This is a genomic window from Rhizobium sp. NLR8a (assembly GCF_019685235.1).
Classification (GTDB): Bacteria; Pseudomonadota; Alphaproteobacteria; order Rhizobiales; family Rhizobiaceae; genus Rhizobium.
Map to the genome: position 1 here is coordinate 38232 of NZ_JABDWI010000015.1, position 17657 is coordinate 55888.

At 60.3% G+C, this 17657-nt stretch carries 13 protein-coding genes and 1 tRNA gene; 1 reads left to right on the forward strand and 13 read right to left on the reverse strand.

Annotated elements, in window-relative coordinates:
• Nucleotides 1-28: 28 nt before the first annotated feature.
• The 4 genes from tuf to rpsL all read right to left on the reverse strand — a co-directional run bounded on the left by tuf (nucleotide 29) and on the right by rpsL (nucleotide 4321).
• Complete coding sequence (gene tuf / locus HJC04_RS25880; RefSeq protein ID WP_011424970.1) at nucleotides 29-1204, reverse strand: elongation factor Tu; 1176 nt, start codon at nucleotides 1202-1204, stop codon at nucleotides 29-31.
• Between the two features lie 68 nt (nucleotides 1205-1272).
• Entirely contained in the window at nucleotides 1273-3372 is a 2100-nt protein-coding gene (gene fusA / locus HJC04_RS25885) for an elongation factor G (protein WP_210628248.1), read from the reverse strand.
• A 29-nt stretch (nucleotides 3373-3401) separates the two neighbouring features.
• Nucleotides 3402-3872, reverse strand: a complete 471-nt coding sequence (gene rpsG, locus HJC04_RS25890) for a 30S ribosomal protein S7 (RefSeq protein ID WP_004669085.1) — start codon at nucleotides 3870-3872, stop codon at nucleotides 3402-3404.
• A 77-nt stretch (nucleotides 3873-3949) separates the two neighbouring features.
• Nucleotides 3950-4321 (reverse strand): 30S ribosomal protein S12, encoded by a 372-nt coding sequence (gene rpsL, locus HJC04_RS25895; protein WP_003547537.1) that lies wholly within the window; start codon nucleotides 4319-4321, stop codon nucleotides 3950-3952.
• 496 nt (nucleotides 4322-4817) lie between these two features.
• On the opposite strand from rpsL, the gene HJC04_RS25900 reads away from it, so the two are divergent.
• The gene (locus HJC04_RS25900) at nucleotides 4818-5111 is read left to right on the forward strand and encodes a transcriptional regulator (protein WP_085777819.1); all 294 of its coding nucleotides are present in this window, start codon (nucleotides 4818-4820) and stop codon (nucleotides 5109-5111) included.
• Nucleotides 5112-5212: 101 nt separating this feature from the next.
• On the opposite strand, the gene rpoC is transcribed toward HJC04_RS25900, so the two are convergent.
• From rpoC to HJC04_RS25945, 9 genes are all read right to left on the reverse strand, one after another.
• Nucleotides 5213-9421: a DNA-directed RNA polymerase subunit beta' gene (gene rpoC / locus HJC04_RS25905; RefSeq protein WP_064801902.1), complete on the reverse strand. Its 4209-nt coding sequence runs from the start codon at nucleotides 9419-9421 to the stop codon at nucleotides 5213-5215.
• A 188-nt stretch (nucleotides 9422-9609) separates the two neighbouring features.
• Entirely contained in the window at nucleotides 9610-13749 is a 4140-nt protein-coding gene (rpoB, locus tag HJC04_RS25910; protein ID WP_210628249.1) for a DNA-directed RNA polymerase subunit beta, read from the reverse strand.
• A 258-nt stretch (nucleotides 13750-14007) separates the two neighbouring features.
• A complete protein-coding gene (rplL, locus tag HJC04_RS25915; RefSeq protein ID WP_210628250.1) occupies nucleotides 14008-14388 on the reverse strand; it encodes a 50S ribosomal protein L7/L12 in 381 nt (126 codons plus the stop codon).
• 58 nt (nucleotides 14389-14446) lie between these two features.
• Nucleotides 14447-14965 (reverse strand): 50S ribosomal protein L10, encoded by a 519-nt coding sequence (rplJ, locus tag HJC04_RS25920; protein WP_064801896.1) that lies wholly within the window; start codon nucleotides 14963-14965, stop codon nucleotides 14447-14449.
• 329 nt (nucleotides 14966-15294) lie between these two features.
• On the reverse strand, nucleotides 15295-15996 hold the full coding sequence (gene rplA / locus HJC04_RS25925; protein ID WP_064801895.1) for a 50S ribosomal protein L1: 702 nt from the start codon (nucleotides 15994-15996) through the stop codon (nucleotides 15295-15297).
• 4 nt (nucleotides 15997-16000) lie between these two features.
• Nucleotides 16001-16432 (reverse strand): 50S ribosomal protein L11, encoded by a 432-nt coding sequence (gene rplK / locus HJC04_RS25930; RefSeq protein WP_009985507.1) that lies wholly within the window; start codon nucleotides 16430-16432, stop codon nucleotides 16001-16003.
• A gap of 175 nt (nucleotides 16433-16607) precedes the next feature.
• Nucleotides 16608-17138: a transcription termination/antitermination protein NusG gene (gene nusG / locus HJC04_RS25935; RefSeq protein ID WP_007791989.1), complete on the reverse strand. Its 531-nt coding sequence runs from the start codon at nucleotides 17136-17138 to the stop codon at nucleotides 16608-16610.
• Nucleotides 17139-17155: 17 nt separating this feature from the next.
• Nucleotides 17156-17356 (reverse strand): preprotein translocase subunit SecE, encoded by a 201-nt coding sequence (secE, locus tag HJC04_RS25940; protein ID WP_003573826.1) that lies wholly within the window; start codon nucleotides 17354-17356, stop codon nucleotides 17156-17158.
• Between the two features lie 193 nt (nucleotides 17357-17549).
• Nucleotides 17550-17625: transfer RNA gene (locus HJC04_RS25945), tRNA-Trp, on the reverse strand.
• Between the last annotated feature and the right edge of the window lie 32 nt (nucleotides 17626-17657).

The window sequence follows — 17657 nt, forward strand, 5'->3', positions numbered from 1 at the left end:
GGCCACCCCACCGGAGTGGCCGAAGGAATTACTCGACGATTGAAGCGACGATACCGGCGCCGACGGTGCGGCCGCCTTCGCGGATAGCGAAACGCAGCTTTTCTTCCATCGCAATCGGAACGATCAGCTCGACGTCAACCGTGACGTTGTCGCCCGGCATGACCATTTCCGTGCCTTCCGGAAGCGTCACGATGCCGGTAACGTCCGTCGTGCGGAAGTAGAACTGCGGACGGTAGTTGGTGAAGAACGGCGTATGACGGCCGCCCTCTTCCTTCGTCAGGATGTAGGCTTCTGCCTTGAACTTCTTGTGCGGCTTGACCGAGCCCGGCTTGCACAGGATCTGACCACGCTCGACGCCGTCACGGTTCACACCGCGGATCAGCGCGCCGATGTTGTCGCCGGCCTGGCCCTGGTCGAGCAGCTTGCGGAACATTTCAACGCCGGTCACCGTCGTCTTCGACGTCGGACGGATGCCGACGATCTCGACTTCTTCACCAACCTTGATGATGCCACGCTCGACGCGGCCGGTCACGACCGTACCACGGCCCGAGATCGAGAACACGTCTTCGATCGGCATCAGGAACGGCTGGTCAACCGGACGCTCAGGCGTCGGGATGTACGAGTCGACCGCTGCCATCAGTTCGCGGATCGCGTCTTCGCCGATCTTCTTGTCGGAATCTTCAAGAGCAGCAAGCGCCGAGCCCTTGACGACCGGAATGTCGTCGCCCGGGAAGTCGTAGGACGACAGAAGCTCGCGAACCTCGAGCTCGACCAGCTCGAGAAGCTCGGCGTCGTCAACCTGGTCGACCTTGTTCAGGAACACAACGATCGCCGGAACGCCGACCTGGCGGGCGAGCAGGATGTGTTCGCGCGTCTGCGGCATCGGGCCGTCAGCAGCCGAGCAAACCAGGATCGCGCCGTCCATCTGCGCCGCACCGGTGATCATGTTCTTCACGTAGTCGGCATGGCCGGGGCAGTCGACGTGCGCATAGTGGCGGGCCGGCGTCTCATACTCAACGTGCGCCGTCGAGATCGTGATGCCGCGCGCCTTCTCTTCCGGAGCCGCGTCGATCTGGTCGTACGCCTTGAACTCACCGAAGTACTTCGTGATCGCTGCCGTCAGAGACGTCTTGCCGTGGTCAACGTGGCCGATCGTGCCAATGTTAACGTGCGGCTTGTTGCGCTCAAACTTACTCTTTGCCATTTTCGGCTCTCCGTTTTGCTAGTCCCCGAGAGGAGCTAATTCTTGTTATCGGTCAATTGGTATTCCGGTCACTTCTGACCGGAATACTTTGCCTGGATTTCGGTTGCGACGTTCGACGGGACCGGCGCGTAATGATCGAAGGTCATCGTGTACTGCGCGCGGCCCTGCGACATGGAGCGCAGGTTGTCGACGTACTTGAACATGTTGGCCAGCGGAACGTTGGCGCTGATGACAACCGCGATGCCACGGCTTTCCTGACCCTGGATCTGGCCACGGCGGGAGTTGAGGTCGCCGATAACGTCACCGACGTAATCTTCCGGGGTGACGACTTCGACCTTCATCATCGGCTCGAGGAGCTGAGCGCCGGCCTTCTTCGCTGCTTCACGGAAGCAAGCGCGGGAAGCGATTTCGAACGCCAGGACCGACGAGTCTACATCGTGGAAGGCGCCGTCGATGAGCGTCGCCTTGACGCCGAGCATCGGGAAGCCAGCCAGCGGACCGGAAGACAGAACGCTCTCGATGCCCTTCTGAACGCCCGGGATGTATTCCTTCGGAACAGAGCCGCCGACGATCTTGGATTCGAACTTGAAGTCTTCGCCTTCCGGGTTCGGTTCGAAGATGATCTTGACACGTGCGAACTGGCCGGTACCACCGGTCTGCTTCTTGTGCGTATAGTCTTCTTCGGTCTGGCGCGTGATGGTTTCGCGGTAAGCAACCTGCGGCGCACCGACGTTTGCTTCGACCTTGAACTCGCGACGCATGCGGTCGACGATGATGTCGAGATGCAGTTCGCCCATGCCGGCGATGATCGTCTGGCCGGATTCCTGGTCCGTCTTCACGCGGAAGGACGGGTCTTCAGCTGCCAGGCGGTTGAGCGCGAGGCCCATCTTTTCCTGGTCGCCCTTGGACTTCGGCTCGATGGCGATCTGGATGACCGGCTCGGGGAATTCCATGCGCTCGAGGATAACCGGCTTCAGCGGATCGCAGAGCGTATCGCCAGTGGTGGTTTCCTTGAGGCCGGCGAGAGCAACGATGTCGCCCGCGAAGGCTTCTTCGATGTCTTCACGCGAGTTGGAGTGCATCTGCAGCATACGGCCGACGCGCTCGCGCTTGTCCTTGACCGTGTTCAGAACCGAGGAGCCCTTTTCGAGCTTGCCGGAGTAGATGCGTGCGAAGGTGAGCGAACCGACGAAGGGGTCGTTCATGATCTTGAACGCCAGCATCGAAAGCGGCTCGGCGTCGTCTGCATGACGCTCGATATCAGCTTCGGTCTTGAAGTCGATGCCCTTGATCGCCGGAATGTCGAGCGGCGACGGCAGGTAGTCGACGACGGCGTCGAGCAGCGGCTGCACACCCTTGTTCTTGAAGGCGGTGCCGCAGAACATCGGATGGAACTTGACGTCGATCGTGCCGCGGCGAACGAGTTCGCGGATCTTATCGTTGTCGGGCATGTTGCCTTCGAGGTAGGCTTCCATCGCAGCTTCGTCGATCTCGACGACCGTCTCGATCAGCTTTTCACGATATTCTTCAGCCTTGGCCTTCAGGTCATCCGGGATTTCGACGACGTCCCACTGGGCGCCGAGCGATTCGTCGCGCCAGATCAGGGCATTCATCTCGACGAGGTCGACAACGCCCTTGAAGTCGCTTTCAGCGCCGATCGGCAGCTGCATGACGACGGCGGTCGCACCGAGACGCGTCTTGATCATCTCGACCGAGCGGTAGAAGTCCGCGCCGGTCTTGTCCATCTTGTTGCAGAAGATCATCCGCGGAACATTGTACTTCTCAGCCTGGCGCCAGACGGTTTCCGTCTGCGGCTCCACGCCGGCGTTGGCGTCGAGCAGCGCGATGGCGCCGTCCAGAACGCGCAGCGAACGCTCGACTTCGATGGTGAAGTCGACGTGGCCGGGAGTGTCGATGATGTTGAAGCGGCGCATCTTGCCGTCACGGCCCTTCCAGAAGGTCGTGGTGGCAGCGGACGTGATCGTGATGCCACGCTCCTGCTCCTGCTCCATCCAGTCCATGGTGGCTGCGCCGTCGTGGACTTCGCCGATCTTGTGCGACTTGCCGGTGTAGTAAAGGATACGCTCGGTGGTCGTGGTCTTGCCGGCGTCGATATGCGCCATGATACCGAAATTGCGGTAGTCTTCGATCTTATATTCGCGAGCCATTGTGGACTGCCTTTCGATACCGTTCGGAATTACCAGCGATAGTGCGAGAACGCGCGGTTGGCGTCAGCCATCTTGTGCGTGTCTTCGCGCTTCTTGACGGCGGAGCCGCGGTTGTTGGACGCATCGAGCAGTTCGCCGGACAGACGGTCGATCATGGTGGTTTCGTTGCGCTTGCGGGCGGCGGCAATCAGCCAGCGAATGGCGAGAGCCTGGCGGCGCTCCGGACGGACGTCGACCGGAACCTGATAGGTCGCACCACCGACGCGGCGCGAGCGGACTTCAACGTGCGGGGCAATGTTGTCGAGCGCAGAATGGAAAACCGAAAGCGGCTCCTGCTTGGACTTGCCCTGGACGGCGTCGAACGCACCGTAGACGATGTTTTCAGCAACGGACTTCTTACCATCGAGCATGATGGCATTCATGAACTTGGTCACGACGAGGTCACCGAACTTCGGATCCGGGTTGATCTCGCGCTTTTCTGCTTTATGACGTCTGGACATACTTTTCGTCTCTTCAACCGTTAAGGCGCTTCATCACGCGGAGGACCTCGCGCAGCGCCGGATTATTCAAAACCGAATTACTTCGGACGCTTCGCGCCGTACTTGGAGCGACGCTGCTTGCGGTTCTTGACACCCTGGGTATCGAGAACGCCGCGGATGATATGATAACGGACACCCGGAAGGTCCTTGACGCGGCCGCCGCGGATCATGACGACGGAGTGTTCCTGAAGGTTGTGACCTTCGCCGGGGATGTAACCAATGACTTCGAAGCCGTTGGTCAGGCGGATCTTTGCGACCTTACGCAGAGCCGAGTTCGGCTTCTTCGGCGTGGTCGTGTAGACGCGCGTGCAAACGCCGCGCTTCTGCGGGTTCTCCTGGAGAGCGGGAACCTTATTACGCTTTACGTTCGCCTGGCGAGGCTTGCGGATCAGCTGGTTTACGGTAGGCATTCAACCATCCCTTACGTTTTTCTCAGTACCCTTGCGGGCTTGAACTCACGCCGTCTCCGGCAATGACGCATGCTTTCCGTCAATGCGCAAAATATGGCCCGATCCGCTTCCGCAGATGGACCACAAGGAGCAGAGGACGCATAAAATCCTGCGTCATGCGTGCAGCATCATGACTTCAACGTGCGTTTAGAACCTTGTTTGAGGTGAACTTCAGGGCGCGTCGCCCCGAACAGCCAAGCCTCACATGGGATCTGATGGGCGGGGTACTACTGGTTTCCACCCGTTCCGTCAAGGCCGGTTAAGAAATAAACTTGGCCGCATCACCTTGATATGCGGGCCGAACGCCCTGTTTTCATCCTTCTAGACGCATTCAGGGACGTGCGCCAAGATAAAAACTTGGGCCTTGCAGCAAAAGCGGTTAAGGAATCAGCAATTGCGGCGTTAGGTCCTCTCAGCGGATTCGACAAAGCGAATCTCCATGAACCGAGGACAGGCGATGATCACGACACCTGATAACGACAATAATTTCGACGGGCCGATGATCTTCATCATCATCGGAAAAGGCTATGAGTCCGAGGCAAGCGAAGGCATCGACCTGCACATCCTGCTGAAGGCGCCCGATGACGACACCGCCGTGCGCGAAGCCTTGAACGCTCTTGCCGAGGAGGGCTTCATCGAGGCCGATCTCGACCAGATCGGCATGCTGACCGAAATTCCGGCGGAAGAGCCGCACGCCTCGGCTTATCAGGGTGCGGTCGATGGCGAGGTCGCGATCATCCGGTTCAACTGACGGGAACGCCTTCCCTCCCCCGATCAATCAGAGGCTAGCACAAACGAAAACCGCCCGGATCGCTCCGGGCGGTTTTTCAATTCGTAGACCTCGGCTGCGGATTATTCCGCAGCCGGGGCGTTTTCGGCCATGTCCTGCAGCATCGGGGTGGCGACCGCCGCCCCAGTGCCCTTACGGCGCTCTTCGAGAATCAGCTCGTCGCGCGACGTGGCGATGCGGCGAATCTGGGTCATGGTGCCGCCGGTGCCGGCCGGAATGAGGCGGCCGACGATGACGTTTTCCTTCAGGCCCTGCAGGCCGTCGGTCTTGCCGGCGATTGCAGCTTCGGTCAGCACCTTGGTCGTTTCCTGGAAGGACGCGGCCGAGATGAAGGACGGGGTCTGCAGCGACGCCTTGGTGATGCCGAGAAGAACCGGCTCGCCGCTGGCGGGCTTCTTGCCCTGCTCGATCAGGTGGTCGTTGACGTCCTCCAGCTCGATCCGGTCGACGTTGTCGCCGACGATGTAGGTCGAGTCGCCGGCATCGGTGATCTCCACCTTCTGCAGCATCTGACGGACGATCACCTCGATGTGCTTGTCGTTGATGACGACGCCCTGCAGGCGGTAGACTTCCTGGATTTCGTTGACGAGGTAGGAAGCCAGAGCCTCCACGCCCTTGATCGCCAGGATGTCGTGCGGAGCCGGGTTACCGTCGAGGATGTAATCACCCTTTTCGATATAGTCGCCGTCCTGAAGGTGGAAGGGCTTGCCCTTCGGGATCAGGTATTCGACAGGCTCGACACCGTCTTCCGCCGGCTCGATGATGACGCGACGCTTGTTCTTGTAATCGCGGCCGAGGCGGATCGTACCATCGATCTCTGCGATGATGGCGTGGTCCTTCGGACGGCGCGCTTCGAACAGTTCGGCAACACGCGGCAGACCACCGGTGATGTCCTTGGTCTTGGCGCTTTCGAGCGGCGAACGGGCGAGAACGTCACCCTGGGAGACCTTCGTGCCCGGCTCGACCGACAGAATGGCGTCGACCGAGAGCAGGAAGCGGGCGTCACCACCACGCGACAGCTTCGCGACATTGCCGCTGGCGTCCTTGATGACGATCGCCGGCTTGAGGTCCGAGCCGCGCGGGGTCGAACGCCAGTCGATGACCTGACGCTTGGTGATGCCGGTGGATTCGTCGGTTGCTTCCAGAACCGAGAGACCATCGACGAGGTCTTCGAACTGAACGGTACCGGCGACTTCCGTCATCATCGGCCGGGTGTAAGGATCCCACTCCGCCAGACGCTGGCCACGCTTGACCTTGTCACCTTCGTCGACATGCAGCTTCGAACCGTAGGCGACACGCTGCGAAGAGCGCTCGACGCCACGCTCGTCCAGGATCTGGACAGTCATGTTGCGGCCCATGGCAACGAGGCTGCCTTCAGAGTTGCGCAGCACGTTGCGGTTCTTGATCTGCACCGTACCTTCGTACGAGGCTTCCAGGAACGACTGGTCAACCACGGTTGCCGTACCGCCTAGGTGGAAGGTACGCATGGTGAGCTGGGTTCCCGGCTCGCCAATCGACTGGGCGGCGATGACGCCGACGGCTTCGCCCATGTTGACCGGCGTACCGCGCGCAAGGTCGCGGCCGTAGCAGACCGAGCAGACGCCCGTCTGGATTTCGCAGGTCAGCGCCGAGCGGATGCGGATCGACTGGATACCGGCCTTCTCGATTTCGATGACATCAGGCTCGAGGATCATCTTGCCGGCATCGACGATGCGCTCACCCGTCACCGGATGATCGATGTCGTCGAGCGCCGTGCGGCCGAGAATACGGGCGCCGAGCGAGGCTACGACCTGGCCGGCATCGACGATAGCGGTCATGGTCAGGCCGGTTTCGGTGCCGCAATCGACGTGCGTAACGATGCAATCCTGCGCGACGTCGACGAGTCGGCGGGTCAGGTAACCGGAGTTTGCAGTCTTCAAGGCGGTGTCCGCCAGACCCTTACGGGCGCCGTGCGTCGAGTTGAAGTACTCGTTGACGGTCAGGCCTTCCTTGAAGTTCGAGATGATCGGCGTCTCGATGATTTCGCCCGACGGCTTGGCCATCAGGCCGCGCATGCCGCCCAGCTGACGCATCTGGTTCGGAGAACCGCGGGCGCCGGAGTGGCTCATCATGTAGATTGAGTTCATCGGCTTTTGACGGCCGGTGTTCTCATCGAATTCGACCGCCTTGATGCGAGCCATCATCTCTTCGGCGACCTTTTCGGTCGCCTTGCCCCAGGCGTCGACAACCTTGTTGTACTTTTCGCCCTGGGTGATGAGGCCGTCATTGTACTGCTGTTCGTATTCCTTCACCAGATTTTCGGTGTCGTTGACGATTTTGGCCTTCGTGTCCGGAATGACCATGTCGTCCTTGCCGAACGAAATGCCGGCGCGGCAGGCATGGGCGAAACCGAGCTGCATGATGCGGTCGCAGAAGATGACCGTGTCCTTCTGGCCGCAATGGCGGTAGACCGTGTCGATCATCTTGGAGATGTTCTTCTTGGTCATTTCCTGGTTGCAGATGTCGAAGGGCACCTTGCCGTTCTTCGGCAGCAGTTCGCCGATGAGCAGACGGCCGGGCGTCGTCTCATAGATCTTCGAGTAGGGCTTGCCATCCTCGCCGATCGACTTGAAGCGGCCGCGGATCTTGGTGTGCAGCGTCACGACCTTGTTTTCCAGCGCGTGATGCAGCTCGCCGAGATCGGAGAAGGCCATGCCTTCGCCCGGCTCGTTCTGGTTCAGGATCGACAGATAGTACAGGCCGAGAACCATGTCCTGCGAGGGAACGATGATCGGCGCGCCGTTGGCCGGGTGCAGGATGTTGTTGGTCGACATCATCAGCACGCGGGCTTCGAGCTGGGCTTCGAGCGACAGCGGCACGTGCACGGCCATCTGGTCACCGTCGAAGTCGGCATTGAAGGCCGTGCAGACGAGCGGGTGCAGCTGGATGGCCTTGCCTTCGACCAGGGTGGGTTCGAAGGCCTGGATGCCCAGGCGGTGCAGCGTCGGTGCGCGGTTCAGGAGAACCGGATGCTCGCGGATGACCTCGTCGAGAATATCCCAAACTTCCGGCTTTTCCTTTTCGACCAGCTTCTTGGCCTGCTTGACAGTCGAGGAATAACCCTTGGCGTCGAGGCGGGCGTAGATGAATGGCTTGAAGAGTTCGAGCGCCATCTTCTTCGGCAGGCCGCACTGATGCAGCTTCAGCTCCGGACCGGTGACGATGACCGAGCGGCCGGAATAGTCGACGCGCTTGCCGAGCAGGTTCTGGCGGAAGCGGCCCTGCTTGCCCTTAAGCATGTCGGACAGCGATTTCAGCGGACGCTTGTTGGCGCCGGTGATGACGCGGCCGCGGCGGCCGTTATCGAAGAGCGCGTCGACAGATTCCTGCAACATGCGCTTTTCGTTGCGGATGATGATGCCGGGAGCGCGCAGTTCAATCAGGCGCTTCAGGCGATTGTTACGGTTGATGACGCGGCGGTAGAGATCGTTCAGATCTGACGTCGCGAAACGGCCACCGTCGAGCGGAACGAGCGGGCGCAGATCCGGCGGGATGACCGGGACGACCTTCATGATCATCCATTCCGGACGGTTGCCTGACTCCATGAAGTTCTCGACGATCTTCAGGCGCTTCATCAGCTTCTTCTGCTTGAGATCCGACGTGGTGTCGGCAAGCTCGGAGCGCAGATCGCCGGCGATCTTTTCGAGGTTCATCGAGGCCAGCATCTCGTAGATCGCCTCAGCGCCGATCATCGCGGTGAACTGGTCTTCGCCGTATTCGTCGACGGCGAGCATGTACTCTTCTTCCGAGAGGAGCTGGTGCTCCTTGAGAGCAGTCAGGCCCGGCTCGGTGACGATGTAGTTTTCGAAATAGAGGACGCGCTCGACATCCTTCAGCGTCATGTCGAGCAGTGTCGAAATGCGCGACGGCAGCGACTTCAGGAACCAGATGTGGGCAACGGGAGCAGCGAGCTCGATGTGGCCCATGCGCTCACGGCGAACGCGCGACAGCGTAACTTCGACGCCGCACTTTTCGCAGATGATGCCCTTGTACTTCATGCGCTTGTACTTGCCGCACAAGCATTCGTAGTCCTTGATCGGGCCAAAGATGCGTGCGCAGAACAGGCCGTCGCGTTCCGGCTTGAACGTACGGTAGTTGATGGTTTCCGGCTTCTTGATCTCACCGTAGGACCAGGAGAGGATCTTCTCCGGAGACGCGATCGAAATCCGAATGGAATCGAAATTCTGTGCAGGCACCTGCGGATTGAAAAGATTCATGACCTCTTGGTTCATGCCTGTCTCCTTCATGGGCTAAAGCGCCCTCAAAATGCGATGGCCGGCGGCAATTCCCGGGAGCCGCCTCCCTCGCTTAAACGAGAATAACCGCAAGATGCGGCGAAACTTCCCTTCCGGGCCGACACGGATGCGGCTCCCGGCGGGACCGGCGTGCGCCGCATTGGCAGCGCACGCCCTATCAATGTTTACTCGGCCGCGTCCGGCAGCTGGGTTGCCTGCGCTTCGTCGAGCTTGGTGTTCTCGAGCTCGACGCTGAGGCCCAGCGAGCGCATTTCCTTGACGAGAACGTTGAAGCTTTCCGGAATACCGGCTTCGAACGTGTCGTCTCCGCGGACAATGGCTTCGTAGACCTTGGTGCGGCCGGCGACGTCGTCCGACTTCACCGTCAGCATTTCCTGCAGCGTATAGGCGGCGCCATAGGCTTCGAGCGCCCAGACCTCCATTTCGCCGAAGCGCTGACCGCCGAACTGCGCCTTGCCGCCCAGTGGCTGCTGGGTCACGAGCGAGTAAGGGCCGATCGAACGGGCATGGATCTTGTCGTCGACCAGGTGGTTGAGCTTCAGCATGTAGATGTAGCCCACGGTAACCTGGCGGTCGAACTGCTCGCCGGTACGGCCGTCATAGAGCGTCGACTGGCCGGTGTCCTTGAGACCCGCCAAACGCAGCATGTCGTTGACGTCACCTTCGTTGGCGCCGTCGAAGACCGGCGTTGCGATCGAAACGCCGCGCTTCCACTGGTCGGCGAGACGCAGAACGGACTCATCGTCGAAGTCCTGGACCTGTTCGGCCTTGGGACCGTCCCCGACGACATCGCCGATGGTCTTGCGCAGCGGCTCGATGTTGCCATTGGCCTTATACGCTTCGATCAGTTCGCCGATCTGACGACCCATGCCGGCGCAAGCCCAGCCCAGGTGCGTTTCCAGGATCTGGCCGACGTTCATGCGCGAAGGCACGCCGAGCGGGTTCAGAACGACGTCGACATGCGTGCCGTCTTCCAGGAACGGCATGTCCTCGACAGGCACAATGCGCGAGACCACGCCCTTGTTCCCGTGACGGCCGGCCATCTTATCGCCCGGCTGGATCTTGCGCTTCACGGCGACAAAGACCTTGACCATCTTCATGACGCCCGGAGGCATTTCATCGCCGCGCTGGACCTTCTCGACCTTGTCCATGAAGCGCTGTTCAAGGCGCGACTTGGATTCGTCATACTGGCCGCGGAGGGCTTCGAGTTCGCCCTGCACCTTCTCGTCCTCGACGGCGAACATCCACCACTGGGAGCGGGGATATTCGGAGACGACGGCGTTCGAAAGTTCGGTGCCCTTCTTGAAGCCCTTAGGGCCTGCGATGGACACCTGGCCGCGCAGCATGTCGATCAGACGGCCGTAGACGTTACGGTCGAGGATCGCCTGCTCGTCGTCACGGTCCTTGGCGAGACGCTCGATCTCTTCGCGTTCGATCGCCATCGCGCGCTCGTCCTTCTCGACGCCATGGCGGTTGAAGACGCGAACTTCGACGATCGTGCCGTAGGTGCCGGGCGGCATGCGCATGGAGGTGTCGCGCACGTCTGAGGCTTTTTCGCCGAAGATGGCGCGCAGAAGCTTTTCTTCCGGCGTCATCGGGCTTTCGCCCTTCGGCGTGATCTTGCCGACGAGGATATCGCCCGGCTGAACTTCGGCGCCGATATAAACGATGCCGGCTTCGTCGAGGTTCTTCAGCGCCTCTTCCGAAACGTTCGGAATATCCCGGGTGATTTCCTCAGGGCCAAGCTTGGTGTCGCGCGCCATCACCTCGAATTCCTCGATGTGGATGGAGGTGAACACGTCATCGGCAACGATCCGCTCGGAGAGCAGGATCGAGTCTTCGTAGTTGTAGCCATTCCACGGCATGAACGCGACGAGCGCGTTGCGGCCGAGCGCCAGGTCGCCGAGATCGGTCGACGGACCGTCGGCGAGAATATCGCCGCGGTTGACGACGTCACCGACGGTGACCAGCGGACGCTGGTTGACGCAGGTGTTCTGGTTCGAACGCTGGAACTTCTGCAGGCGGTAGATATCGACGCCGGACTTGCCGGCTTCGAGGTCTTCCGTGGCGCGGATAACGATACGCGTCGCGTCGACCTGGTCGACCACGCCGCCGCGGCGGGCACCGATGGCGGCACCGGAGTCACGGGCGACGACCGGCTCCATGCCGGTGCCGACGAACGGAGCTTCGGCACGCAGCAGCGGCACGGCCTGACGCTGCATGTTCGAGCCCATGAGGGCGCGGTTGGCGTCGTCGTTTTCCAGGAACGGGATGAGTGCCGCAGCAACCGAAACGACCTGCTTCGGCGAAACGTCCATCAAGTTCATGCTGTCGCGAGGCGCGAGCATAACTTCACCTGCGTGACGGCAGACGACGAATTCGTCGACGAAGGAGCCGTCAGCGTTCAGCTCGGCGTTGGCCTGGGCGACGTAGTACTTGGCCTCTTCCATGGCGGAGAGGTAGAGCACGTCGTTGGTTACCTTGCCTTCAACGATGCGCCGGTACGGGCTTTCGATGAAGCCGTATTTGTTGACACGCGCGAAGGTCGCCAGCGAGTTGATCAGACCGATGTTCGGGCCTTCCGGCGTTTCGATCGGGCAGATACGGCCGTAGTGGGTCGGATGCACGTCGCGGACTTCGAAGCCGGCGCGCTCGCGGGTCAGACCGCCCGGACCAAGGGCCGAAAGACGGCGCTTGTGGGTGATTTCCGAGAGCGGGTTGACCTGGTCCATGAACTGCGAGAGCTGCGAGGAACCGAAGAATTCGCGGACGGCTGCGGCAGCCGGCTTGGCGTTGATCAGGTCCTGCGGCATGACCGTATCGATTTCGATCGAGGACATGCGTTCCTTGATCGCGCGCTCCATGCGGAGCAGGCCGAGACGGTACTGGTTCTCCATCAGCTCGCCGACCGAGCGGACGCGGCGGTTGCCGAGGTTGTCGATGTCGTCGATCTCGCCCTTACCGTCGCGCAGTTCGACCAGCATCTTGACCACGGCCAGGATGTCGTCCTTGCGCAGGATGCGAACGGTGTCCTCGACGGAGAGGTCGAGGCGCATGTTCATCTTGACGCGGCCGACGGCGGAGAGGTCGTAACGCTCCGCATCGAAGAACAGCGAGTTGAACATGGCTTCGGCCGATTCCATCGTCGGCGGTTCACCCGGGCGCATGACGCGATAGATGTCGAACAGAGCGTCCTGACGGTTCTCGTTCTTGTCAGCCGAAAGCGTGTTGCGGATATAGGCGCCGACATTGATGTGGTCGATGCCGAGAACCGGGATCTCGTCGAAACCGTTCGCGAGAATGACGGCAAGCGTCTTCTCGTCGATCTCGTCGCCGGCCTCGAGATAGATCTCACCCGTCGAATAGTTGACGATATCCTCGGCGAGGTAGTTGCCGTAAAGATCGTCGTCGCCGGCCTTCAGCGCCTTCAGGCCCTTATCGGAAAGCTGGCGCAGCAGGCGCGGCGTCAGCTTCTTGCCGGCTTCCACCACGACTTCGCCGGTATCGGCGTCGACCATCTCGGTGATTGCCTTGGCGCCCTTCAGGGTTTCCGGCTTGAAGGGAATGCGCCAACCTTCGCCGTCGCGCTTGTAGAGCGACTTCGTGTAGAAGGTGTCGAGAATTTCCTCGCCGTCCATGCCGAGCGCCATCAGCAGCGAGGTGACGGGGATTTTGCGGCGGCGGTCGATGCGGGCGTAGACGATGTCCTTGGCGTCGAATTCGATATCGAGCCAGGAGCCGCGATAGGGAATGACGCGGGCGGCGAAGAGCAGCTTGCCGGAAGAATGGCTCTTGCCCTTGTCATGGTCGAAGAAGACGCCCGGCGAACGGTGCATCTGCGAGACGATGACGCGCTCGGTGCCGTTGACGATGAACGTGCCGTTGTTGGTCATGAGCGGCATGTCGCCCATGTAGACGGACTGTTCCTTGATGTCCTTGATCGACTTTGCGCCGGTATCCTCGTCGATATCGAACACGATGAGACGGAGAGTGACCTTCAGCGGCGCGGCATAGGTCAGGTCGCGCTGGCGGCACTCGTCAACGTCGAACTTCGGCGGTTCGAATTCGTAAGACACGAACTCCAGCATCGAGGCGCCGGAGAAGTCGGTGATCGGGAAAACGGACTTGAAGACGGCCTGAAGGCCTTCGTCAGGGCGACCGCCCTTCGGCTCTTCAACCATCAGAAACTGGTCGTAGGACGCCTTCTGAACCTCGATGAGGTTCGGCATTTCTGCGACTTCGGGGATCTTACCAAAAAACTTGCGTACGCGCCTGCGACCATTGAACGAAAGGGTCTGAGCCATCGTCGCTCCTTCAAAATTGCATCCGGGCCTGCAACGGACGGGAACCGATGGCCAGTCGACCCCGCCGATCAATGAGTAGTTCAACCTCGTCCCACCTCCCGAAACAGCCAGGCCGGATTGCCTTGGCGCTTCGGTTCGAGACCATGCTCTTGAAGAACCCATTACCCAAAAGCCGTTTTCACGCGGCTTTTGGGTAATTCGTTCAGGAAAACGGCAAATGGGAGGCAGTAAGTGCCACCTCCCACGTGCAGTTCAAGATTACTTGACGTCGGCCTTTGCGCCTGCGTCTTCAAGCTTCTTCTTGATGTCGGCGGCTTCAGCCTTGGAAACGCCTTCCTTGACAGCCTTCGGAGCGCCTTCGACGAGGTCCTTGGCTTCCTTAAGGCCGAGGCCGGTGATGGCGCGGACTTCCTTGATGACGTTGATCTTGTTGGCGCCGGCATCCGTGAGGATGACGTCGAACTCGGTCTTTTCTTCTTCAGCCGGAGCAGCAGCGCCTGCACCACCAGCAGCAGCAGCAACAGCTACCGGAGCAGCAGCGGAAACGCCCCACTTTTCTTCGAGAAGCTTCGACAGTTCTGCAGCTTCCAGAACGGTCAGCGAGGAGAGGTCGTCAACGATCTTTGCGAGATCAGCCATTTTACTAGTTCCTTTTGTTCGGTTCGAACCGGTTGATTATAAACAGCGAAAAACCGCCTTAAGCGGCTTCGTCCTTCTTGGCGTAGGCCGCAAACACGCGGGCAAGCTGGCTTGCCGGTGCGGCAACAACCCCAGCGATGCGGGTAGCCGGTGTCTGGATCATGCCCAGCAGCTTCGCACGCAGCTCATCGAGCGAAGGCAGGGTCGCAAGCGACTTGACTGCATCGGCGTTGAGCGTGGTTGTTCCCATGGCGCCGCCCAGAACAACGATCTTGTCGTTGGTCTTGGCGAAATCCATGACGACCTTCGGAGCGGTGATCGGATCGGTGCTGTATGCAATCAGCGTCTGACCCTTGAAGAGATTGGTAATCCCTTCCGCTTCCGTACCCTGAAGGGCAATTTTGGCCAGGCGGTTCTTCGCGACTTTGACGGTACCGCCAGCTGCACGCATCTTCGAACGAAAATCGTTCATCTGCGCGACTGTAGCACCAGCATAGTGGGCCACGACGACTGAGCCCGAAGCCTTGAAGACTTCGTTCAGTTCCGTGACGAATTCGCGTTTTTCCGCTCTTTCCACTGCCTATCTCCAGTTGGCGGGACCGAAAACGGGCCCGCCGGGTTGCCTTTTGCCTCCCGGGATCCAAAGAGATCCCAAGCGACGCTTGAGGATCCTGTCCCCCCGCGCTCCCGCGCCCATCAGGGCTAAAGAGGCACAAGGCATCCAAGGCTCGAACCGAGTTACGAGAAGTGAACTTCATGCAATTCGGGTCTTACCCGTCTCATGCAGGCGAAGTGATTAAGGGAAAACCACCTGCAATCTCGGACAGGATTCCGGATTTCTCCGGAATATTCCGGCCCCTTGCGAGGCCGGAAATTCAGTGACCGGGCCGAAGCCCGGTCATAAACTTATGCAGTCGGAGCTGCGGTGACCGAGCCGACTTCGATCTTGACGCCCGGGCCCATGGTCGAGGAAATCGCCACGCGCTTGACGTAGTTGCCTTTGGCGCCAGCCGGCTTCGCCTTGATGACGGCGTCGGCAAAGGCGCGGATGTTCTCTTCCAGAGCCTTGGCATCGAAAGAAGCCTTGCCGATACCGGCGTGAACGATGCCAGCCTTTTCGACGCGGAACTCGACGGCGCCGCCCTTGGAAGCCTTGACGGCTCCGGCGACGTCCATGGTGACGGTGCCGACCTTCGGGTTCGGCATCATGCCGCGCGGGCCGAGAACCTTACCGAGACGGCCGACGAGCGGCATCATATCGGGGGTGGCGATGCAGCGATCGAAATCGATCTTGCCGCCCTGGACGATTTCGACGAGGTCTTCGGCGCCAACGACATCGGCACCGGCTGCCTTGGCTTCGTCAGCCTTGGCGCCGCGCGCGAAGACGGCGACGCGAACCGTGCGGCCCGTGCCGTTCGGCAGGTTGACAACGCCGCGAACCATCTGGTCCGCATGGCGCGGGTCGACGCCGAGGTTCATCGAGACTTCGATGGTTTCGTCGAACTTGGCGACAGCCCGCTCCTTGACCATGCCGATGGCCTGAGTCAGAGCGTAGAGCTTGGTGGGATCAACACCTTCGTTGATCTTGCGTGTGCGCTTGCCAGCCATGATCTTAACCCACCACTTCCAGGCCCATGGCGCGGGCAGAGCCCTCGATCATCGCCATTGCACCTTCGATATCTGCTGCGTTCAGGTCCTTCATCTTGGCTTCGGCGATCGTCTTGATCTGAGCCTTGGTGAGGGTACCAGCCTTTGCGCCCTTGCCCGGGGTCTTGGAACCGGAGGTGATCTTCGCTTCCTTCTTCAGCCAGTAGCTGACCGGAGGCTGCTTCATCGCGAAGGTGAATGACTTGTCCTGGTAATAGGTGATGACGACCGGAATCGGCATGCCCTTTTCCATTTCCTGCGTGGCGGCATTGAACGCCTTGCAGAATTCCATGATGTTAATGCCACGCTGACCAAGCGCCGGACCAATCGGCGGGGACGGGTTTGCCGATCCTGCCTTGACCTGAAGCTTGAGCTGGCCTGCAACTTTCTTAGCCATATCTCTCTGCCTTTCATGAACGGCCGGTCGCCCGGCCCGTGATGCCGGATTTCTCCGGCGGCTGCGGTTGCGTGGTGCGGATCATTAGGGTCCGGCTAAGACCCCTCACCTTCCACGCGGATGCGGACTAGGTCCGCCGGAAACAGGCCCCAAAGGCCAGCCTCCAATTTTGCAATCAGACCTTCTCGACCTGCGCATATTCCAGCTCGACCGGCGTTGCGCGGCCGAAGATCGACACTTCCACCTTCAGGCGCGAACGCTCTTCGTCCACATCCTGAACCGTGCCGTTGAACGAAGCGAAAGGACCGTCGGAAACGCGGACCTGCTCGCCGATCTCAAAGGTAACGGATGCCTTCGGCCGCTCGACGCCTTCCTGAACCTGACCGAGAATGCGCTCGGCTTCATAATCCGGAATCGGAACGGGCTTATTGTCGGAGCCGAGGAAACCTGTGACCTTCGGCGTATTCTTGATCAGGTGGTAAGCCTCGTCCGTCAGATTGGCGCGGACCAGGACATAGCCCGGGAAGAACTTGCGTTCGCTATCGACCTTGCGGCCGCGACGCACTTCCACAACCTTTTCGGTCGGCACGAGAATCTTCTCGAACAGGTGCTCGAGCCCCTTCTGGCGAGCCTTGTTCTCGATGTCCTCAGCCACCTTCTTTTCAAAATTCGAGTACGCGTGGACGATGTACCAACGTGCCGCCATTTTCATCTCCACCCGTATCAGTTGCCGGTATTGAGCACGAAGCTCAGGACCCAGCCGATCAGCTGGTCAGCGGCAAAGAAAAACAGCGCGGCAAAAACCACCATCACCAGCACCATGACCGTCGAGATCATCGTCTCGCGGCGCGACGGCCATGTGACCTTGGACGTCTCGGAGCGAACCTGCTGCAGAAACGCAAACGGATTGGATTTGGATGCCATCGACTGCCCACGCAATTACGGCGCGTAAAGCTGAAACTATCAGCCCCACGCACCGCGTGTCTGTTGAACCCTAAATAAACACCGATTTCCGAATGCACAAGAGGGAAACCGAAGTTTAACGAAATTAGTTGCCACCGATCGATCCCGAGCCGGAATGCCGCGACAATCGCCGCGCTGTCCGTATCAGGGAAGATGGCAGGGGCAGAGGGGCTCGAACCCCCGACCTGCGGTTTTGGAGACCGCCGCTCTACCAACTGAGCTATACCCCTTCATGCCTGTCCTTCAGCCCCCCGGGCCAAGA

What these genes read in the sequence shown, in the direction of transcription:
- tuf (WP_011424970.1), bottom strand. Translation starts at nt 1,204, where the DNA reads ATGGCAAAGAGTAAGTTTGAGCGCAACAAGCCGCACGTTAACATTGGC.
- fusA (WP_210628248.1), bottom strand. Translation starts at nt 3,372, where the DNA reads ATGGCTCGCGAATATAAGATCGAAGACTACCGCAATTTCGGTATCATG.
- rpsG (WP_004669085.1), bottom strand. Translation starts at nt 3,872, where the DNA reads ATGTCCAGACGTCATAAAGCAGAAAAGCGCGAGATCAACCCGGATCCG.
- rpsL (WP_003547537.1), bottom strand. Translation starts at nt 4,321, where the DNA reads ATGCCTACCGTAAACCAGCTGATCCGCAAGCCTCGCCAGGCGAACGTA.
- HJC04_RS25900 (WP_085777819.1), top strand. Translation starts at nt 4,818, where the DNA reads ATGATCACGACACCTGATAACGACAATAATTTCGACGGGCCGATGATC.
- rpoC (WP_064801902.1), bottom strand. Translation starts at nt 9,421, where the DNA reads ATGAACCAAGAGGTCATGAATCTTTTCAATCCGCAGGTGCCTGCACAG.
- rpoB (WP_210628249.1), bottom strand. Translation starts at nt 13,749, where the DNA reads ATGGCTCAGACCCTTTCGTTCAATGGTCGCAGGCGCGTACGCAAGTTT.
- rplL (WP_210628250.1), bottom strand. Translation starts at nt 14,388, where the DNA reads ATGGCTGATCTCGCAAAGATCGTTGACGACCTCTCCTCGCTGACCGTT.
- rplA (WP_064801895.1), bottom strand. Translation starts at nt 15,996, where the DNA reads ATGGCTGGCAAGCGCACACGCAAGATCAACGAAGGTGTTGATCCCACC.
- rplK (WP_009985507.1), bottom strand. Translation starts at nt 16,432, where the DNA reads ATGGCTAAGAAAGTTGCAGGCCAGCTCAAGCTTCAGGTCAAGGCAGGA.
- nusG (WP_007791989.1), bottom strand. Translation starts at nt 17,138, where the DNA reads ATGGCGGCACGTTGGTACATCGTCCACGCGTACTCGAATTTTGAAAAG.
- secE (WP_003573826.1), bottom strand. Translation starts at nt 17,356, where the DNA reads ATGGCATCCAAATCCAATCCGTTTGCGTTTCTGCAGCAGGTTCGCTCC.